Raw genomic sequence first — 20,071 nt, forward strand, 5'->3', positions numbered from 1 at the left:
AGGAACTGCTGACGAACACTATGCAGCATACCTATAATTTTGGTACTCTCTCAACTTTTGGTATGAAGGAACCAATTATCTATCGCTAAGCAAACGTACAAAATTTTGGTACTCTCTCAACTTTTGGTATGAAGGAACATTGTTCAGTGCCACCAACCAAAAACCAAATTTTGGTACTCTCTCAACTTTTGGTATGAAGGAACAACTTGCTGTTGCTCGAATACTATTCAATAATTTTGGTACTCTCTCAACTTTTGGTATGAAGGAACTACTAACTTTGACTTCAGTACCAGGAGAGAATTTTGGTACTCTCTCAACTTTTGGTATGAAGGAACCGTCTACTCTAAAAATAAATTCGCCATATAATTTTGGTACTCTCTCAACTTTTGGTATGAAGGAACTTGTACCTCGTTAAACCATCCCGCTACCTCATTTTGGTACTCTCTCAACTTTTGGTATGAAGGAACTTAGATCCGTCAAAAGAGATATATGGTATTATTTTGGTACTCTCTCAACTTTTGGTATGAAGGAATTATGAAGTGGCTGGATGGTATAACGAAGTATTTTGGTACTCTCTCAACTTTTGGTATGAAGGAATCGGTTTTTAATTCCGATTCAGTGACTACAATTTTGGTACTCTCTCAACTTTTGGTATGAAGGAATACTTCATTGTAAGTACGGCACGCCTCGCAAATTTTGGTATGAAGGAATCCACAGACGGGTTCATGAAGCAAGGAGCTAATTTTGGTACTCTCTCAACTTTTGGTATGAAGGAATTCACTAAATTAAGAGACAAGATGAATGAAATTTTGGTACTCTCTCAACTTTTGGTATGAAGGAATATGCAATTTAAATTAAACAGTAGTGGTGTTATTTTGGTACTCTCTCAACTTTTGGTATGGAAGTTTATTTCTTACGTGAATACGATGATTGGATAAAAAGGAAAAGGAATGAGTGAAATGAGATGGACAGAAGTAAAAAAGGATATCCAGAGCATCTCTGAAGATGAAAAAAATGTGATAGAACTAATGGCTTCACTAGCAAGCATACGTAAATCTAAACATATGACTCAACAAGACGTAGCTGAAAAAGCTCAACTTTCTCAAGTACAAATCGCTAAAGCTGAAACACTAGCCCATACTCCTTCGATTGAAACAGTAGTTAAAATTGCAAACTCCTTAAATTTAGAACTTACTTTTGTAGATAAAAGCCCTCATCAACTAACTAAATAATAAAATCGCTTCAAAAGGCACGGCCTCCCAATAAATTAGGAGACCGTGCCTTTTCTGCTGTTATACAATATCAATTTTGAATGTCTCTTTAGTGATCTCTGTTTTATCATTTGCATTTTCCATAACAAAATAATAGTTTTGAGCAGCTTGATAATGGTTGCTTAGCAGCACAAATTTTTCGTTAAATACCCGATCCTCACTTGACCCGTTTTCGCTGTCAGCGATCAGTGTGACTTCATTGGAAATTTTCCTTCCTTTACTGTCTTCAAAGTACAGATTTAATCGTTTTTCTTTTTTTGCTTCACTGATTGGTTCTAATTGTAAAAAGTTCAACCAAACCACTGAATTGGTAATAGTACGCGTTTGGCTTACTAACGCTACTCCAACTTCTGGAATTTCATTCCGTCCTCGTTCCGTCTTGATCCGCAACAAGGGAACCATCATTTCTTGCGGCAAATGACCTCCGTGAACATACTGGTAGCCGCCGCCTTGTAACGCAAATCGATTCATACCTCTAGGAACTGTTACATATCCTTCCGTTTCTAATCGTTCAGACAACTGAAAGCTCAAACTGCTGTATTCTTCTACAGATTTTTCAGATAAGATAAATCGTTTATTTTTTATCCAAGCATCTATGTCTTTTTCTACGACTACTTTTTCAGTCGGTTGCACTGAACTTCGCGTATACAAATACCCATGATCTGCTGTTACTAAAAATTGGCTAGCACTGACTTCAACTGTCAATCGACTCATGAGACGCTTGATTTGTTCAATGGATTCTTCAGTCGCTTGAAAAACTCCATGTTCAGTTGGTCGGTGATCTCCGATAGCATCCACTCGGTTATGGTAAATATACATAACCTTTTTTCCTGCTACTAGATTTCTCAATTCTGCTTGGTTCATTTGGTTTAATTGGTCTGCTTGAACGGCAATAGAGTCTGGATGTCCGTTTTCTTTAAGAATAGCTTCTCTGTTTGCTATTCCGCTAGTCGATCTGCCGTCCACCAAAACTTCCCCATTTTCCATTAACTGAACTTTCTTGTGCGGTAACAAGCTGGCCATTCCGACTGCTGTAATAGAAGGCAGCTCCGTCTGCATCCAATCGATTTCTCCATTGAATCGTTTTTCTTTTGTCAAATTCAAAAAGAGTTCTTTCCCAGCTTCATATCTTAGACCGTCTGAAATAATCACAAAGACTCTTCGATCATTTTCTACAAATGCTTGTACTTCTGCCGAGAAGAAATTGTTTTGTAATTTTTGATCGGCAAAAGACTGGCTATTTGTGTACAGCCGATCCCATTTTTCAGAAAAGACAGCCAGAAATTGTTGGGTATACAATCGTTCCATTTGCGAATGTAAATCAGACGCGGCTTCTTTCCACTCGTTATCTAACTGATCGTAATAGGTATACAGTTTCCTGTAAGCTTGGTCAATGTGGTACATTTGCTGGTAGTATTGATTCCATACTTCTTCTACTTGAGTTAATCGGGTAAAAGATTCTGTAAACTGCTCTATATAATGTACCAATCGAATTGCCCAATGTAAGAAATGATACATTTCTCTAAAACGCGGATACCAAAAAGTATTTCGCCTTTTTGACAGCAATTGAGATTGTCGTTCGGTATCCATCACGCCACTGCTGACAGAAGAAATCATTTGACGAATAAACGCTTGGTCAAACCATTGAAACGTTTCTGGTTGAGCCAATACAGTACTAGGTGTTCCTTCAAATAATTCTTCCATCACAAAATTATCTTGGATCGCGTTAGCCACTTTTACGTAAGACTCTTCCTTATCACGCGCATTCATCCATTGGTTTAAAAATACCATGACGGGATTAGCTTTCGGCAGCAAGTATTTTTTCACAGCACTAGGGCTGTCTCCTTCTAACTCTATATCTAAATGAGTCAAAAACACTTGGTGCATCAACTCTTTAATAGACCGACGACCTGAGGCGCTCGTTTCTTGGCTGTAACCAACAAGACTCTCGACTAACTCCCAGAAACGCTCTTCATTCCCAAATTTCACTACAGCATCCCACTTGGTCTCTTTACTATTGACTTCTTCCTCAAACAACTCGATCAGAACAGCCATCCAATCAGGCGCACCAGCTCTCACTAAAGCTGCCAATATACTGTATTCTACTGTTTCTTTTGTCCGAAACGGAGTTAAATGAAAGATACGCTTAAACCGCTGAATTCTTTCTTTTGAACGAAAGAATACAGGATAAGCTTCGACTACTTCTTTCAGCTCAGCTTCGTCTGGATTGATGCCGATTGTTAAATAAAGTTGGCTTTCCTGGTCCACTTTTAATTCTTCGCTATACAATAAAATGTCCAGCAAAGGATTTTCTTGGATAGTAGGTTCTGCCATTGAGTAATATAAAAAGAGATGATCATCCGTCAATTTTCGCTCAACTTGATATTGGACATAAAAATAATTCGTTGGATAGACTTCTAACACTTTGAATAGATCCGTTTCTCTACTCAATTCATTGATCGTCTCCAAATAAGTCTGTTCTTCATCAAATAGATAAAGAATCTTCCGCTGTTCTCCTTCTTTTAGAGGAGATTGGAAATAACTCTTGATCCGTTGTTCAATATCTTTTGACATCAGATACGCCCTCCTTTCTATTTCAGTTTTTCAAAAATATTCCGTTTCACTACTTTACCCGTTTTATCTTGAACAGCTTCAATATTTTGGAATTTCTCATAATTTACTTTCACACCGTCATCTAGATCCAATTCAATCCGTTGCTTAGCGACGTGATCTAATAATTCTGCATATTGAACAATTTCTTCTTTATCTTTCAAATAGTTTTCAACCGCTTTTTGCGCTTGTGCTTTTTGAGATTTAGAACTGGACTCGTCATCCATGACATGCTGCTCTAAAGTAATGAGATTATCGATGACTTTGCTTTCTTTCAATACATAATCCGTCCGCAAACGCGCTATTGTGTCTCGATTATAGCGATGCAAATACATCAATCCTTGGAAAGCTCCACGTTTGCCGCTTGAGAATTGCCAATAAATCGGTCGTTTTTGGTAAATTTGCAAGTGATCTTTATAGAATTCTTTACGGAAATAACGACGAATCCGTTCTCTTGAACTTTCATTATCTTTCTTATTCAAAGCTTCCGCAATAAACAATAAGTTTTCTTCCAAAGTTTCTTCACTATAAATTAAAGCAACCAATTCTTCTACTTTTCTAACAATATCATCTTCAAAGATAGACTCTTCCGTAACTGTCAGAATATTATCTGCATCTGGTTGATACTGAGTATAAACAGAACTATCCCATTCTCCGCCAGCATAAGCTAATCCTTTTTTATCTAGAGAGTAACGTCCAAACATTAAACCTACTAAGTAGGATAAGAAACTCTTTATATCACGTTGTTTGTCTGCTTTACGAACTGTTATGTCTCTGTCTTCTATTTCTGGTGTTAATTCGTCTTGAAGACCATATATATTAATAAAGATACGGTTCAATTCTTCTTCATTTGCTTTCAGTCGGTAGAATCTATTATTAGAAAGTTTTTCCCAATTACTATAGCTCTCACTAATACAGAATTTTTTATCTTTATAAGCTATAAAAGGATGGTATTCAAAATTCCAAGAGTTTTCAAAATCATCCCATTCACTTTTGGATATTTCAATATTTTCTTTTGGTAATGATTCATCTAAAATATCAGCATAAATAAAGGGTTGTTTTGATACAACTCCACTATTAAAATGTATTGTACTCATTGTGAAATTACTAAAATAATCAAAAACATTGCTATTAATATATGCAGTTAGTTGCCATTTATATTTTTGTTCAAAAAATAATCCAGGGCCTGATGAGTCAAAAATGTATCCCGGTGGAGTATACCTAGCACTAAATTTTCCACTCGTAACATCAGACCATGCTAGATGTTCTCTAAAATAGTACCCAATGTTTTGAGGACGAGACCTTAACTTTCCTTTACTATCTTTAAAGTTACGTATTTCTATACCACCGTCTTCCCAGTTTACAATATATTCGTCATTTCCATACCACTTTCGAAAACTTCCACCTTTTTTGTAGGGATACCATTTGTATGAGTAATTTTCTTTTTTATTAACTTCATTTTCTAAAGAAGTTTGAGCTATATTATGATACGAAACCTCATGCCAAAAGCGCAAAAACTTATCATTATCTCCTGTTTGCAGTCCAACTCGTGCACTTCCAACATTTTCTATTTTGTTCTCCTTAGAAAAAGCTTCTACTACTTTTTCACTTGCCCAATACGCAATTGGACTTCCAGGAATCTTACTGAAATTTCCTTGCCTCGCTTTATAACGTAGAGTAACTTGATGAAATGCATTTTTTTTCTTTTCAGCATTCTTAATATCTGTCATTCTCATATATAAGGCGTTGTAATTTAGTAATGGAATATTTCTTACTACAAAAGACGTATTTTGAACAACTTCTCCTCCAATTTCTTCAAATGTACGAGTACCTAAATGCAGCATGTTTATTATAGTCATCGATTCAAACAATTTAATTCTTACTTTTTCAAAAGATGATATAAACATCCATGCATGTTGGTTAATAGTCGCAGTAAAATGATTTTCTTTTGTAAGATTTCTTGTTACTTCCATAAACACCGCAAATAAATCGCTTTTTTCTTCTGGATAGAACTTTTTCACATACTTAGAAAGCTTCGGATCCATTCCTTTTTGTCCCATATAAGGTGGGTTTGTCACCACTACCTCATATTGGCTAGCAAGTATTCTATATTGATGAATTAAATCTTCCAACAAAGGGAAAGTATATTCCACCAATTCAGTCGTAAAGATATCTAGGTCTGCTTCATTACGAATAAAAGCCATTTGTTTTTCAATGCTGTCTACATTTATTTCTGGAACTTGAATAATAGACCCATATAGCTTGGCATCATCGAAAGTCTCAATTAAGATTCCGGCTGCTTCTTTAATCTCTTCATTTTCTCTAGCAAATAAATGAATGTCTTCTTGAGTGATGCTGTTGCTTTCTTCAATACTATGAACATGGACCGTATACTCTCGACTAAATAAGCGGCGATCATATTCACGAGCTTTCATGACCACAGCGAATGTGGCCAATTGAGCAGCTCTTTTATCAATATCCAATCCATACAAGTTGTTTTCTAAAATCAATTGAGGAATCTCGCGTTCCAAATACCCTCTTGATAGATACAACTTGTAGAACAAATCAAAAGCATACACCAGAATATGACCAGAACCACAACTTGGATCTAAAAATTTGATGGCTTCTACATCTAAATTGGGATCTTTTAAGCGGTCTAATTCTGCTTTCACTTCTTCTGTTTGTTCTGCATCTTCCAAATAATACTCAAGGGATGCTTGTAAGTCTTCATCTGGATGAGATTCCAACCACAAACGTCCTAAAGAATTGTCCACCATATATTCCACTATCCAACGCGGAGTGAATAATTGAGTAGCTGGGCCGATATCTTCTTTACCGATTTTTTTGTTCTTTTTCAAGTTGGAGAAGACTTCATCTTTTTGCTCCGAAATATAAAATTGATACAGCCATCCTACAATTTCAACGTTTTTCCAATCTTCTTCATCAATCATCGTCACAATATCTCGGATAATACTATTTTCATTTAATAAATAGTCGGGTAAAAGAAGGGCTATATCATCTGAAATCGGCTCGAATACATTAGGGATGATTTCCCCTAATTTATTGCTTTGCTTGACCAGCAAATATTGGTATAAATTATTGGTTTTATTGTCATCTTGCAGTTGATAAATGCGTTCACGGTCTAAATTTAATTCCTCTGCCAACTCAAGAACATTGGTCAGTGCATCCGGTTCCGTTTTACCAGGTTGTTCTGAAGATAGGATACGCATATGGATCGGTAAGAAGTCATTCACTTCCATATACCGAAGCGCCACAAAACGGTTGAACCAAGTGTAAGCAGCTTCCTCCATCACAGCATTGTAGCCTTCTGAAACAATACGGTTTTTTAAATGTGTATATTGTTTCAGTTCTGTCTCCCCTAAAACAGTTCCATTGATAATCAAGCCATCTTGAAGTTCTTGAATAGAAGTTGTTCCTTTTTCAGTTATGCCGAATGTATAAGCCTTCTGCTTAACGGCATCCACTAGTTTCTTCCTTGACTGTACTGCAAATTTTCGTAATGCTGTTTTGTCCATGTTGATCCCCTTTATGTTAACTTGATAACATCTACTTCACCAAGCTGTTCCACTAAGCTTTGTTTAACGGCTTTAAGATAGTGTTCAATGTCTTCTTCCGTGCGCAACTCAACCATTCGGCGCGGCAATATTTCTTCTTTTCCCATCACCAAGGCTTTTTCTTGTTTGATCACTTTCTCTTGTACTGGAGGAATAGGATCAATGATTTTAATCTCCGGTTGCGTTCCAGAATGTTCATTACCTGTTCGTTCATTCTCTCTAGCTTTTCTTTCTGCTGCTTCTCTTTTTTGGCGCTCTACTTCTTGTCTTGTAGCAATGGCTTGTTTAGCATCCTCAATTTGACGCATAATTATCAATTTAATTTCTTTGCTTTCGCCTTTATAAGAACGCAATTTTCCAACCGTATTGGCATTGGTTACCTTTTGGTGTAAATCATCTAATTTGAATTGGTAGTTGCGTTGAATTTTATCGTATTCTGCAAAACCGTTTAATTGAGTTAATTCCCGTTCAATGTCTTGTTGATCTTGCTCGATCACTTCTTGAATAGGAGCAGCTACATTTTCCAAATGCTGACTCAATTCATTATTAAACTGATCAATTAGATCATTTAACTGTCGTATTTTGCCATACGGTCGTGCCATTTTAAGAATATCGTTCACTTGTTTCATAATGTGATCAATTTCTTCGTTATTCAAATAATTACGGTCTTCTTCATACAGCATATATTTCTCTTTAGCCTTAATAAAGATGTCTTTTTTATTGGTATTGAAAAAGTCTTTCACATCGTGCAAGTCATCAAACGTATCCAGTATATCTTGATCATGATCTGCTAAATAGGTTAAGAATTCACTAGAATCTTTAATGTTTAAAATCGTACTGATTTCTTTCAAACCTCGTTCCACTAATCTTTGATCAGGAAACGCATTATAACGGTACCGTTCTTTTAAAAGGTCCAGATCTTTTTGTTCCTTGCTGAAACGTTTCGTAATAGAGGCATACATGTCTTCTTCTTTTTCACCGATAGAGGTAATACTGAACAAGTCTTTTATGAGACGTTTTACTTTGTCAACAATTCGTGAATCCAATACTTTTCTTTTTGTGACCACAATTCGCTCTTGGGTATCTTTCTTTTGAATTTGCTTTAAAAAGTCTGGCTCTTGAATATCCATTTTTCGACTATTTAAAGTGAAAACGACTTTTTCTTCCCGTATTAATCGAACCAAGCTGGCATAGATATCCATGTCGTTCCATCCATAAGGTTCATTTTGGTAGCGTACCATCAATTCACGCAAAGTAATAACCATATTGCGGTCTTTTTGAATATCCAAATAACGCTCCATTTCTTGAGTAGCCATGCTGTTTTCGTCATCATATTGATCGTCCAGCAAGCCCATTTCACGGTCTTCAATTAATTTCTCAATCATTTCTTTGGTGTAAGCTTTTTCCATATAATTCATTTTCGGATAAGTAGACTCCACCAAGACACGAAGTCCTTCTTCCACACGTTTCATTGGTGACCCTGTGGTTTCTACTTTGTATCCATTGACATAAATAGCTGCTTCTTCTACCGCCGACTGCAATTTCGATTTGAATACTTGTTGAATTTGCCCACGTTCATTGGCTTTGCGAGTATTAATTTCTTGAACAATAGGCGTTTTCGTTTTTGCGGATTGATTCCGTAAATATTGATTAATTTTTAAGTAATACTCTAAATCTTTAAAGTTCTCATCTTGCGGCAACTGGATAACTACTTTGGTTTCGCGTTGAGATAAAGCGACCACTTCAGGTTCTTCTATATATTCTGAATGAATAGTCACAAAACGAATTCCCAAATCAATTGATGGGTTACGTAACGCACGGTCATCAATCCACTGAGAAACCTCCATCAAATATTGAATATTAGGGCGATCTTGGAACGGTTTATATGTGTATCGTTTAAGGTTCAATATTTCATCTACCAACATTTTCCCCGCATCATTGACTAATTCAGAAGTAGGAATCTGAATTCGACTGATTTCTCGATTCACGTCTTGTTCCTCATTAGTCAAGAAGAGGTATTTGTTTCCAATTCGTTGAATTAAAAATTCTCTTTCCAATAAATTCAATGACTTATTGATACGTTTTCCTAGTTCTAGTGTGTCTTCTTCCAATTCCGAAATCATTAAAGTTGTCAGGTTTTTGATGGTTCCAGGCATTTCATCTACATACCGGATTAAGAAAAGTAATTTTAATACATTCACATCAAAGCTTTCCAACGATTCATTTTGATTCGCTTTAATAATAGTTGAACGCACAGAATGTTCCAGCGCCTGATCAATATTTTCATAAAAAGTATAAAATGGAATCAATTTTCCGATGTTCTCTTCTTGGTATTGGATAGTAGCTTGTTGAACAGACTCCAACAAGTTTCTCTCTCCATCAGACAAGTGTTTTCCAGCCGACCCGTGTTCACGAATACCTGTAAAGACTTTTTGCAGCAAATTAAATTGGTAAGGTACAAATGGATAAACTCGCGCGAAATCTTCCCTATCTTTGTAGAAACGCATAGTAGCAGTATTTTCAAACTCCATTTTGTTTTTTAGCGCCGCTTCATGTTCATCATACGTTAGAGTTAGAGAATCAAATGCAGCTTCTCTTTTGTCCAGCAAACGAATCTTGATGACTTCATCCGCATTGGCACTACTTAAACTGACACGCGTGTTAAAACGACCTTGGATTTTAGAAAAATCAGTGGACGATAAGTCTTCTCTCAAACTATCGATATCTTGTTGTGAAGTGACTAATACCCAAACTTTTCCGTGGCAATATTTCCCTAGATCTTCTACTACAGTTTGCAGATTTAACATCAATTGTGTACTTCCCGAAATAAATTGACCCACTTCGTCTGCAGCAAAGATCAATCGGAAATCATCTTCTTTTGTATCAACGTATTCTTTCAATCTTTGCGCAAAACTGTCTACTGAAATGGAATAGTTATTTTCACCATTTTCAATCCAGCTTCGAGCACTTTCCTCTGACATATTGGTAGCTTTAGATAAAGCTGTGATAGTCTCATCCATGTTATAGTACAGCTCATCTCGTCCTTCAGACCAAGTGAACCCCGTTTCTTCTTCAAAGTGACGTTGGAAGTCTGCGTACGTTCCATTTTTTTCTAACGTTTCTTCCAATTGTGCTAACCAAGGAATACTTGCTGAAAATCCACGCATTTCGTCAAAAACTTTATTAAAAACTTTTACGATAGCTGTTTTATTTTGTTTGGTATCTGATTCTGCTTTTGAATCAATATTGAATAACACAACTTCACTAGGCGATTCAGACACGCGTTTCATATTTTCTAAAACAGTTGGATTATGTATTTTATCTTCAAAATAAGAAACAGCTTTTTTACCGTCTAACTCTACGTTAGAGTTTAATAAGTAAGATAGTATTTTTAAGAAGTGCGATTTACCAGAACCAAAGAATCCGGAAATCCAGACCCCTACTTTATCCGTCGGTTTATTATACGATCGCATGTATGCATTGAAGAATGTTTCAAAATGGTTGGCTAATTCATCCGTTACAACATATTCTTCTAATTCTTGACGAATGTTTTCTTTTTCTTTTTGTCCAATTTTGATAACCCCTTGAATCTCACGGTTGATATCTTTTTTAAATAACTCTTGGATTTTCATTCTATTCCCTCCATTACTCTCTTATAATTAGTTTTCAACAAGTTTGAATGCTCGGTAATAATGATCATCTAAAAACCGAGAAAACAACTTCAGGCTTCCATCTTCATATTTCCCAGGATAAAACAAAATCAATGGTTTTTTCTCTACGACCGTTTGCAGATTGTTCAATACGGTATGCGAACGAATCAATGGGAAAGCTTTTCCGACTCCTGTAATAAATATCATGGCTTCTTCATCCAAGTGCTCCGTAATATATTGGACAATCCAATCTCTTTCAGTAGCAATTCGCATAGCTTTTTTCATCTTATCAAATAAAAATTCGCTGCCTTTTTTATCTTCCATTTTAAAATTCTTTTCCATGTAACCTTTTTGTTCAAAAAATTCCAATACAATATCATACAAGTCAAATACTTGTATCTTAGCTTCTGAATTTTCCCGTTCGATATACTTTTTGATATCTGGTATCGCTTCTCGTACAACTAACTCTTGCTCTGGTTCGTAATCAAAAACGTAAAATCCAACTTCATTTCCTAGGCCCTTATTACTCAATAACTTCGGATCCACAAGTTTATCTTTTAGTTCGTCCAGTCGTACATTTATTGGTCTCATCCTAAAGACTCTCCTAACAAAATTTCTACGGTATTTTTTTCTTTGTTTTCTTTCAAATAATTTCGAACGTCTGAGCTGATAATAAGTGGCTGCAATTGCAAACCCTCATTAGTAAATACTGCCAGTTCAGCATCAACAAGTGTTTTATGATATGCACTCACTAAGCGCTTTTTGGTATTTTCGCCCCATCCTCTTATAGCCTCATTCTGTTCTCTCTTTGTTTCAAAAAAAGACATCGTTTCCTTTGGGGTAAGATGCCATTCCATAATAATTAACTTATCCCAAACTACTTCACGCACCCATTCATAGAATAATTGGTCCTTTTTCAAAAGTGCATAAAGCAAGATGGCTTTACTGGTAGAAGTATCTGACTCAATAAACTGCTCCATTAAAAAAGAATCCAATTCTTTCAGTCGTCTAAGAATTTCATTAAAAAAACTTACTGCTCTGTCATTGCTAGCTAGTTGAAAGATATTCTGTTGGAGAACCATTTTTTTGATGTCTTCCGGTGCTATTCCTTGTCTTACCAATCCAGCTATTTCTTTTGTTTCGTTATACATAAAAGGGCGGGTGTTTAATGTTGTAGTATACTTTTTAGTCGCCATGGTTTCTCTCATTCCTTGATAAAATCATTATTTCTATTATAACATCTAGAATTGGTTGATAGAATGAATTATTGGATTTTCTTAATAGTTTACTATATCCCCTTCACAATTTAGAAAACAGAATATTTCAAACTAAAAATAACTACTCTATATTCAAGAAATTTCTTCCAAAATCTTTCAGTTTTAAATATTTGTTCCTAAGAAAAAACCTCACCGGAATGTTCTTCCAGCAAGGTTTCTCATTTTTGTTCAATTAGTAGATTTTAATGATATGAAGCTAATCAAATTTATGGGCAACTGGAAAATGATCCATGCTCTCATTGGAAATATAAAGCTTCCCATTTTCAGCGTATTCAAAAGGATCTTCAAGTTTAGGAACCAATACAATGATTCCATTTTCTTTTTTGACAATAAAGAACTCTTCTCCATCTTTAACCTCTAAAAACTCTGGAAGGGTAATAATCATGGCATTCCCTTGTTTTTCAGCCTTAGTCGTCATCATACAAATCTCTCCTTAGTTCAACATCATTATTAGTTGCACTATTTGCATTTGCAGTATAATAAGATTTTTTGCTGCTTCGCTTGGCAGAATCAAGAGGATAACTTCATAGACAACGAGAGTGTACAACTGAATACATCACACGGAATTTTTTATCAGAGGAGTTGATTATCGAAGGAATAAACGATGCTTCACCAAATACTTTACTCTGGCTTTGTTTCACTGTCAATTTACAAGACTGGACTAAAATTTGAAGTTTAATATCATCCATGCTGATTCAGATATTGATTCATTAGTGTATGATATCCATAGAGTTCAGTACACTAATAGATAACGGACGAGCTTTTGAATATTCTTTCTCTGTTCACCACTACAACTTCTACAGTGCCCAATTTATTGTAACCAAATAAAAAAAATCTGCTGAAGACAATCGCTGGATTGGTCTTTAGCAGATTTTTTATGTACATTACACTTTATAAAATGGTTTGGTTCCCGCCATTTGTTTGAGCAGCATACAATTTTTGAGTCGTTTTTTGAATAAATTCACTGACAGTTTCAGTTGATTTGTATAAAGAAACTCCGGAACTTACACTGATTCGTCTTGGAATGGCAAAAAATGTATCTGAGACCATTTGTCTGATCGTTTCAGCAAGATCGTAAGCTTCTTCTGTATCTGTATTTTCTAATAATATCAAGAATACAGCTTCTCTGTATCGTCCTGCAGAGTATTTATCTTGGATAGCTGTTTTAATGATTTTACCAGTTTCTTTCAAGACTTCCTCGCTGAGGATTATCCCGTACTCTTCCTCCAATAATGGATACTTGTCAATGTTCATAACGATCATAGACAACGGTTGATCCTGTTTTTTAGCTCTGTTGGCGTACTTGGCAAATTCCAATAAAATAGCCGAACGGTTGTATAAAGAAGTGATCACATCTTGTTTCATTTGATTTTTCAACGTTTTGTTTTTGACCATCAAATCTTCACGTTCTTTTTCCTCTTCCGTAACATCAAAAACGATTCCTTTAAGAAATAGTGGTTTTCCATCTTCAGTACGTTCTGTAACCTTTCCGCGATCCTTGTAGACTTTCCATGACCCGTCTTTTGCTTGGATACGGTATTTCACTTCCCATACAGGAATTTTTCCATAAAGATGATCCATCATCGAATTCATGACCATATCTTTATCGTCAGGGTGAACTTTATCTGTAAAAAATTCATACGGTACTTTTTCTGGCAAGTCTTCTTTCATATACCCAATAGCTTCAGCTTTTAAGGGATTAAACGTCACTTCATTAGTTGTGAAATCCCAAAACCATTGACCTAAATTTCCTGACCACCCAAACTCAAGCCGTTCTGTTTCTTGGAAGGTTTTCAATAACTCTCTATTCAAGCGATTTAAAGCTTCTATTTTTACCAGGAGCTCTTCTTTCGTTTGTTCTTTATAATCTTGCATTGTAAGCCTCCTTTAGAATTTCATTCATTCTAAACTCTGTCTTACCTAGTGTAAACTATTCTAATACTTCGTTCAACAGCCTCAAGGAAATATCATTTTTTGTTCATATATCGGTAGCATTTCAACGTTATTAAAGGAACTTTTGGTCTAAAGAGATCAAAATTATATCTCTCCTATATTAAATTCACTATTCAAAAAAGCTTCCATTATCTTGTCTAAAACAAAATAATGGAAGCTTATAGAGAGTCTATTGAATCCAGATATTTCTGGATGGCAGTTTCTGTTTAGTCAATAACAAGCAAGTTTCCTATCTGCTCTTCATCAATAACTGGATCGCTTGTTGGATACTTTCTTCTCCCGTGCTGCCTTCTTTGATGTTTTCTTGCACACATTCAACCAAGTTTTCAGCCACGATCAAGCTGATCGCACGATCAATACTGGAACGAACAGCTGACAATTGTGTCACGATATCTGAACATTCTTTCCCTTCTTCTATCATGTTCAATACTCCATGCAATTGACCATCAGAACGTTTCAATCGGTTGACGATCTTGGCATTGTATTCCATTAAACAACTTCTCCTCTCCAAGCAGAAATTCCACCCATGACATTGGTTACTTTGTAGCCCTCTTTTGACAACTCTTGACACGCCATTGAAGAACGAGCTCCTGAGTGACACATGACATAATATTCTTGGTTTTTATCCAATTTTTCTTTTGCCGCTGAAAGGTCGCTTAAAGGTATATGAACAGCTCCATCCAAATGACCATTTTCCCATTCGTTCATTTCTCTAACGTCTACTAAAGGAAGCTTTTCTTTTTTCCACTTTTGTTCAAATTCCGGCATTGATATTGAGTTATACATTATTTTTCCACCTTTTCTGGTTTTACTGTTGAGTATAGAGCAAACGCTCCATCTAAATTTTTCACTTGGTAACCACTTTGTTTTAAGATCCGTTCTGCTATATAACTGCGCAACCCGCTGTGACAACTCACAATAAGAGGCTGGTCTTTAGGTAATTCTTCCATGCGGTCTCGCAAATTGTCTAAAGGAATATTTACCGCCCCCTTTAAGCGCCCGTTCGTTTCCAATTCTGTTGCGTTGCGAACATCCAATAATTGGTGCCCCGCAGCTTGTTTATCTTCCAATTCATACCATTGGACCGACTCACTGATGCCTTCAATAATATTCAATGCTGCATAGCCAGCCATATTAACCGGATCTTTTGCAGAGCCGAATGGAGGAGCATACGTAAATTCTAATTCAGGCAGATCTTCCACGGTCATCCCAGCTTTGATCGCTGTTGCAAGGATATCGATACGCTTGTCGACACCATCTTCTCCCACAGCTTGAGCACCATAGATTTTACCTGTTGTTGGATGAAACAACAATTTCAATACGATCGTTTTTGCATCTGGGTAATAGCCTGCGTGGCTTTTCCCTTGGATATGAATGCTTTCATAGGTTTCGTTTGCTTGTTGCAGCTGCCGTTCGCTCAATCCTGTTGATGCAGCAGCAAGGTTAAACACTCGTACGATCGCTGTCCCAATGCTGCCTTTATTCTTGCGGTCTATTCCGCTGATCACATCAGCTACTTGACGTCCTTGACGATTAGCAGGCGACGCCAAAGCAATCATCGTATCTTCTCCATTGATTTGCTGTTTAACCACAATCGCATCCCCAACAGCATAAATATCTTTTTGGCTGGTTTCATATTGTTCATTGACCAGTATACCACCGCGTATGCCGGTTTTAATAGAGGCAGTTTGTGCTAATGAAGTCTCAGGTTTAACGCCGACAGACATCAATGTGATGTCGCTTTCCAGCCGCTCGCCATTTTCCAGTACCACTACTTTTCCTTTTTCTTCAAATGACTCGGCTGCCAATCCTGTATACAGCTTGACTCCGTTTGCTGTCAATTCTTTAGTGACATAAGCTGCCATTTCTTCATCTAAAGGCGGCAAGACATGTGGTGCTTTTTCGATGATCGTTACTTCCAATCCGCGATGAACAAGACTTTCAGCCATCTCCAACCCAATAAATCCAGCACCGATGACGACAGCTTTTTTAGGCTGTTCTTTCTCAATGAATGCTGAAATAGCATCTACGTCAGGAACAGAACGCAATGTAAAGATATTCTCCGCTTCTTCTAACCCTTTTGTAGGAGGAACAAACGGTTTTGCTCCAGGAGAAAGGATCAACTTATCATAAGCCAGTGTGTATTCTTTTTCTGCAGTCCGGACGGTCACTTCTTTTTGGACAGCATTTATAGCTGTAGCTTCACTATTTGGTCGCACATCTAATCTAAAGCGTGTCTGCAAGGACTCCGGAGTTTGTACCAATAAGTCACTGCGTTCTTCAATCTCGCCTGCCACATAATAAGGCAGACCACAATTCGCAAATGACACATAAGGTCCTTTTTCTAATACAATGATTTCAGCCTTTTCATTTAAACGTCTTAAACGCGTTGCCGCAGACATCCCGCCTGCTACACCACCAATGATGACAATTCTCATTAATTTTTCCCTCCCTTTTTAGTACCTGTCCACGACATCATTCCTCCACGCACATTGACGACATCATGACCTTGTTTGAATAAGAGTTTAGTCGCTTGTTTGCTTCTCATTCCCGATTGGCAAATCACATATGTTTTACCTGACGGGGTATATTGAGCGACTTTTCCTAGAGGAACATTTTTAGCACCGGGAATATGTCCGTTTTTAAATTCATGTGGTTCTCTTACATCTATGATTTGTGGTTTCTCAACTAATTTATTTTCCAAATCAGTTGTTGAAATAGTGGGCATTTTTTTGAAAAACATTTTTTTCCTCCTTATTCTTATTTAATATGACGTTATTTTTTCTGCTAAATACTCTTGTAAAACTTCCTTTGGTTGATAACCGACGATTTTTTCAATTGGTTGGCCGTCTTTGTATAAAACCATTGTAGGAATACTCATGATCCCTAATTGACCAGCAACCTCATTGTTTTCATCTATGTTTAATTTCGCAATTTTGATTTCAGGTGAAAATTCTTCTTCTAATTCTTCTAGTACTGGTCCCAACATTTTACAAGGACCGCACCAAGGAGCCCAAAAATCTACTAAAGTGATACCTTGCTGCACCTCTGAAGCTAAAGTTGAATCTGTTACTTTTACTGTCATATTATCTTTCCTCTCTATTTTTCTTTTTGAGTGATTGTTCTTTTTAATGAAAATACTTTGGGTACTGGATCATAACCGCCTTTTACAAAGGGATGACACCTTAAAATACGTGACGTCGCCATCAAAGATCCTTTAACTGCTCCATGAATTTCAATCGCTTCAACCGCATAATGAGAACAAGTAGGATAGTAGCGGCAACTAGGTGAAAATAAAGGAGAAATTCCTTTTTGATAACCCTTAATTCCTGTTAAAATTACTTTTTTCATTTTATACCCCCTGCCGTATTTACATAATACCCCATATGGTATGTTTTGTAAAGAAGATATTTTTTTATTTAAAGTCAGTTATTTAACACGAAGTAACTAAATTTTGGTAAAATGTTGTTTTGTGTTGCTTTATTTTAACAAGATGGTAAGATAAATGCAGAAGAAAGTTCTTGGGGGTGTTTTATTGAATCAGTTAAAGAGGCAAGAAATGATCTTTGATTTGCTGAAAGTAAATGGTGAAGTATCTTCAACTGAATTGGCCGCTGAACTAAGCGTCTCAACGATGACGATCAACCGTGATTTAAAAGAAATCTCCACATGGGGAAATGTTCAACTCGTTCATGGCGGAGCTGTTTATCGAGGTGAGCAAGTTGTCGAAAATCCTATTTCTATCAAAGAAGAAGTCAGTGTCCAAGAGAAAAGACAAATCGGCAAGTTTTGCAGAAACTTGGTCAAGCCTGGAAGTACCGTTTTTATTGAAACAGGTACAACGGCTTTAGCTGTAGCCAGAGAGATTTTCAACATTGAAGGATGCCGATTCTATACCAATTCGCTATTGGTCCTGAATTCTTTGTCTCAGTATGAAGGGATCGATTTGCACGCCGTCCCTGGAAAGTACCGTGAATTGTCTAAAGGTTTTTTAGGGTTGGAAACAGCTGATTTCATCAGACAATTCAACTTCGATATCGCTTTTCTCGGCGCCGAAGGAATCAGTGCAGAAGATGGCATCACTCTTTTGAATGAAGAAGATGCTTTTACGAAAAAGGCTGTAATGGATCAATCGAAGAAAACAATCTTAGTCGCAGATCATAAGAAATTCGATCTTTCTTATTTTTATAAAATCGGCAATGCGGAAGATTTTGATTTGATCGTAACGGATTTAGAACCGCAACAACAAACTTTTAAAGAACTAGAATCTTTAACCACTATTTTATCAACCAAACAGGGGGAAACTAATCATGACCATCAACTTAAATGAAGTCGCTTTACCTACTATCCACACGAATCTTGAATCCGTCATTTTATCAAATGAAACAATGACTGCTCGAAAAGAAAACTTTTTAGCGAAAATGAAACAACAATCTATTGATACGGCAATCATTTATGCCGATCGCGAACATGGCGCCAATTTTGAATACCTTACCGGGTTTATCCCCCGTTTTGAAGAAGCTTGTTTAGTCATCCATTCCAATGGAGACAGCTATTTGATGCTTGGAAACGAAAACTTAAAATTAGCTGCACACTCTCGCATTCCGGCAAAAGCTGTTCACGTTCCTTACTTTTCTTTGCCGAATCAACCGATGACTGGCGAAAAAACTCTTGCAGATCATTTCAAAGAGTGTCACATTTCTCCTGATGCAACTATAGGCGTTATCGGCTGGAAACTGTTCACTTCTTCTCACTATGATAACGGCGGATTATTCGATTTGCCGTTCTACGTTGTAGACAGTTTGATTCAATATGTTTCAGATCGCAAACAATTGCAAAACTTTGCTTCAGCTTTGATTTCTCCAGAAGGCGGTTTGCGTACGACGCATAATGCCAATGAAATCGCTCATTTTGAGTACGGAGCTACCTTGGCTGGAAAAGGGATGTTCGAAGCCATCCAAGCTGCAGAAGTCGGCAAAACAGAAAAAGAAATCGGAGCTTTTCTTGCTCAAGAAGGTCAGCCAAATACTGTAACCACTATCAGTGCAGCCGGTCAGCGCTTTACACACGCGACTCTGTATCCAAGAGACAATAAAGCTTCGTTAGGCGACAATTATTCTATGACCGTCGGCTACAAAGGCGGATTGAGCAGTCGAGCTGGATTCGTGGCAGCTTCTAAAGATGATCTGCCTGAAAATCAATCGGACTATTTGGAAAAAGTCGGTATTCCTTACTTTACTGCTTACACGGCTTGGTTGGAAAACATCAAAGTCGGTACTGTGGGAGATGAATTTTATTCTATGATCCAAGAAGTCTTTCCGTCTGATGTTTACGGGTGGACACTGAATCCAGGCCACTACACCGGAGACGACGAATGGATGTCATCACCATTCTTCAAAGGCTCTAACGCTGTGGTGAAAAGCGGGCAAATGTTCCAAGTCGACATCATCCCGAGCGTTCCAGGCTATTCAGGCGCAAGTTGTGAAGAACCTGTTGCTATTGCAGATGAAGCTTTGCAAGCCGAATTGAAAGAAAGCTACCCTGACGTATGGAACCGAATCGAAACGAGACGAAACTACATCAAGAATGTCATCAAGATAGAGTTGTCTGATGACGTGTTGCCTTTGAGCGATACAGTGGCTTTCTACACGCCGTTTTTCCTGAACAAAACGTTGGCGTATACAAAAGAAGGATAACCCAATTGAGAAGAACATTAGCAAAAAGCACATTGAGCG

The 20,071-nt window shown here is 37.0% G+C and carries 16 protein-coding genes and 1 CRISPR repeat array (1 of these 17 running past the window's edge); of the genes, 3 read left to right on the top strand and 13 right to left on the bottom strand.

Going from position 1 to position 20,071, the window contains the following annotated elements; translation table 11 throughout:
• Window positions 1–662: direct repeats of the CRISPR family, unit length 35 nt; unit sequence ATTTTGGTACTCTCTCAACTTTTGGTATGAAGGAA (it extends 30 nt beyond the left edge of the window).
• A 288-nt stretch (window positions 663–950) separates the two neighbouring features.
• Window positions 951–1,232 carry a helix-turn-helix transcriptional regulator gene (locus LMF32_RS03695; protein WP_230523903.1) on the top strand — a complete coding sequence of 94 codons (282 nt, stop codon included), beginning with the start codon at window positions 951–953 and terminating at the stop codon, window positions 1,230–1,232.
• 60 nt (window positions 1,233–1,292) lie between these two features.
• On the opposite strand, the gene pglZ is transcribed toward LMF32_RS03695, so the two are convergent.
• The 13 genes from pglZ to yidD form a co-directional block, all read right to left on the bottom strand.
• Entirely contained in the window at window positions 1,293–3,845 is a 2,553-nt protein-coding gene (pglZ, locus tag LMF32_RS03700; protein ID WP_230523904.1) for a BREX-1 system phosphatase PglZ type A, read from the bottom strand.
• Window positions 3,846–3,862: 17 nt separating this feature from the next.
• Window positions 3,863–7,417, bottom strand: coding sequence for a BREX-1 system adenine-specific DNA-methyltransferase PglX (pglX, locus tag LMF32_RS03705; protein WP_230523905.1), 3,555 nt, complete (start codon window positions 7,415–7,417; stop codon window positions 3,863–3,865).
• An 11-nt stretch (window positions 7,418–7,428) separates the two neighbouring features.
• Window positions 7,429–11,088: a BREX system P-loop protein BrxC gene (gene brxC, locus LMF32_RS03710; protein ID WP_230523906.1), complete on the bottom strand. Its 3,660-nt coding sequence runs from the start codon at window positions 11,086–11,088 to the stop codon at window positions 7,429–7,431.
• A 27-nt stretch (window positions 11,089–11,115) separates the two neighbouring features.
• Entirely contained in the window at window positions 11,116–11,697 is a 582-nt protein-coding gene (locus tag LMF32_RS03715) for a DUF1788 domain-containing protein (RefSeq protein ID WP_230523907.1), read from the bottom strand.
• Entirely contained in the window at window positions 11,694–12,302 is a 609-nt protein-coding gene (locus LMF32_RS03720; protein WP_230523908.1) for a DUF1819 family protein, read from the bottom strand. The genes LMF32_RS03715 and LMF32_RS03720 overlap by 4 nt, the downstream gene beginning before the upstream one ends.
• Window positions 12,303–12,579: 277 nt before the next feature.
• On the bottom strand, window positions 12,580–12,804 hold the full coding sequence (locus LMF32_RS03725) for a hypothetical protein (protein WP_092480737.1): 225 nt from the start codon (window positions 12,802–12,804) through the stop codon (window positions 12,580–12,582).
• Window positions 12,805–13,274: 470 nt separating this feature from the next.
• A complete protein-coding gene (locus LMF32_RS03730; RefSeq protein WP_230523909.1) occupies window positions 13,275–14,258 on the bottom strand; it encodes a sensor domain-containing diguanylate cyclase in 984 nt (327 codons plus the stop codon).
• A gap of 307 nt (window positions 14,259–14,565) precedes the next feature.
• Window positions 14,566–14,826, bottom strand: a complete 261-nt coding sequence (locus LMF32_RS03735; RefSeq protein WP_092480745.1) for a metal-sensitive transcriptional regulator — start codon at window positions 14,824–14,826, stop codon at window positions 14,566–14,568.
• Window positions 14,826–15,122, bottom strand: coding sequence for a rhodanese-like domain-containing protein (locus LMF32_RS03740; protein ID WP_092480746.1), 297 nt, complete (start codon window positions 15,120–15,122; stop codon window positions 14,826–14,828). Before LMF32_RS03740 ends, LMF32_RS03735 begins: the two co-directional genes overlap by 1 nt.
• Entirely contained in the window at window positions 15,122–16,774 is a 1,653-nt protein-coding gene (locus LMF32_RS03745; protein ID WP_230523910.1) for an FAD-dependent oxidoreductase, read from the bottom strand. Before LMF32_RS03745 ends, LMF32_RS03740 begins: the two co-directional genes overlap by 1 nt.
• Complete coding sequence (locus LMF32_RS03750) at window positions 16,774–17,079, bottom strand: rhodanese-like domain-containing protein (protein ID WP_230523911.1); 306 nt, start codon at window positions 17,077–17,079, stop codon at window positions 16,774–16,776. Before LMF32_RS03750 ends, LMF32_RS03745 begins: the two co-directional genes overlap by 1 nt.
• 21 nt (window positions 17,080–17,100) lie before the next feature.
• The gene (gene trxA, locus LMF32_RS03755; protein WP_230523912.1) at window positions 17,101–17,421 is read right to left on the bottom strand and encodes a thioredoxin; all 321 of its coding nucleotides are present in this window, start codon (window positions 17,419–17,421) and stop codon (window positions 17,101–17,103) included.
• 14 nt (window positions 17,422–17,435) lie between these two features.
• The gene (gene yidD / locus LMF32_RS03760; RefSeq protein WP_230523913.1) at window positions 17,436–17,687 is read right to left on the bottom strand and encodes a membrane protein insertion efficiency factor YidD; all 252 of its coding nucleotides are present in this window, start codon (window positions 17,685–17,687) and stop codon (window positions 17,436–17,438) included.
• Window positions 17,688–17,841: 154 nt separating this feature from the next.
• On the opposite strand from yidD, the gene LMF32_RS03765 reads away from it, so the two are divergent.
• Window positions 17,842–18,666: a DeoR/GlpR family DNA-binding transcription regulator gene (locus tag LMF32_RS03765; protein WP_223156041.1), complete on the top strand. Its 825-nt coding sequence runs from the start codon at window positions 17,842–17,844 to the stop codon at window positions 18,664–18,666.
• On the top strand, window positions 18,647–20,032 hold the full coding sequence (locus LMF32_RS03770) for an aminopeptidase P family N-terminal domain-containing protein (RefSeq protein WP_230523914.1): 1,386 nt from the start codon (window positions 18,647–18,649) through the stop codon (window positions 20,030–20,032). The genes LMF32_RS03765 and LMF32_RS03770 overlap by 20 nt, the downstream gene beginning before the upstream one ends.
• Window positions 20,033–20,071 lie beyond the last annotated feature (39 nt).

It is taken from the genome of Desemzia sp. C1, from assembly GCF_020882875.1.
GTDB classification, from domain to species: domain Bacteria; phylum Bacillota; class Bacilli; order Lactobacillales; family Carnobacteriaceae; genus Desemzia; species Desemzia incerta.